Raw genomic sequence first — 1,037 nt, 5'->3', positions numbered from 1 at the left:
AATCCGATGAAGGACTGGCCTCAAGGACTGAACAGCTGAGCGAACCCGGCCACCGCCGCTAGGCTCACCGTCCACAGAGCCACCAATGTCATGGCGCTTGGCGTTCCTTATCTGTCAGGCATGCACGCGAACGTGTCAGACCGGGTCGGGACCGAACCATATGGAGCATGCGAACGGCCCGCTCCAGCAGTCGGATCCCTTGGCGCACTCTCCGCAGTAGTACTTGTTACTGCCTTTGACGCAGCTCCACGTTCTCCGGTTGTAACCGCTCGGGCAGGTGTAGCGTTCCTTGTTGACCGAGTAGCTGCACTGGTTGCACTTCGCCAGACTGCAGCACGGCGAGTTCTGGCAGTCGGCCGCGTTGGCCCGATCCCCCATGAACAGCGCCGCAAGTCCGGCCACGAACGCAGTGGACGACGCCCGCAGCACCCGGCGCCGCCGGGCCGGCTTACTGCTCAGTTCCTCAAGCTCCGTAACGACGCCCGTGGACTCGGCGCACACGGTGGTGGTGCTCATACTGGTGTCTTCCCTTCCGCCGCAGAATCGGGCAGCAAAGACGCCGGGACGGCGTCCGCGGTGAGCAATGAGTCGAGCTGGCGGAACGAGGGGATGGTCTGTCCCAGGACCACCTCGCCACTCCGGTAGACGAACGCTGCAGGGGTGACGTCGAGCTCGAACGCATCACTGATGCGTCCGTCCAGGTCCACGCTCCCCTGGGCCTGCGGCAGACCTGTGCCGGCGAACCATGCCTCGGCCCGCTCCAGGGATCCCTCCACGAGAACCAGCCACAGAGCCTTCGGCGGCCTGCCATTGAGCTTCTTGGCGATGGTCTTGCAGGTATCGCAGGTGGTCGACAGGAACAGGACGACCAGATGCTCGTGATCGTCGAGCTCTGCAGGAAGGCCGATCGCGGACGGTGCGAGCACGCGGTCGCCAGGTATCTCGACAGGAGCGGGAGCATCGTCCAGCTCAAGCCGCCCCCTGATCAACTGCTGTGTCTGGTACTGGTCGACCAGCGCCAGCAGACAGATCAGCAC

Annotated in this window: 2 protein-coding genes; both read right to left on the bottom strand. The window is 64.1% G+C overall.

Annotation, left to right across the window (positions count from 1 at the left end; genetic code table 11):
• Positions 1 to 135 precede the first annotated feature (135 nt).
• Complete coding sequence (locus tag AB4043_RS26545) at positions 136 to 516, bottom strand: hypothetical protein (protein ID WP_442308664.1); 381 nt, start codon at positions 514 to 516, stop codon at positions 136 to 138.
• Positions 513 to 1,037: hypothetical protein (locus tag AB4043_RS26540; RefSeq protein WP_442308663.1), on the bottom strand; the 525-nt coding region annotated here is incomplete at its 5' end. The genes AB4043_RS26540 and AB4043_RS26545, both read right to left, overlap by 4 nt.

The sequence above is a fragment of the Terriglobus sp. YAF25 genome (assembly GCF_052113305.1).
Lineage (GTDB): Bacteria > Acidobacteriota > Terriglobia > Terriglobales > Acidobacteriaceae > Terriglobus.
The sequence above is the reverse complement of the archived record's forward strand: the minus strand, read 5'-3'. Positions and strand labels throughout refer to the sequence as shown.

What these genes read in the sequence shown, in the direction of transcription:
- AB4043_RS26545 (WP_442308664.1), bottom strand. Translation starts at nt 516, where the DNA reads ATGAGCACCACCACCGTGTGCGCCGAGTCCACGGGCGTCGTTACGGAG.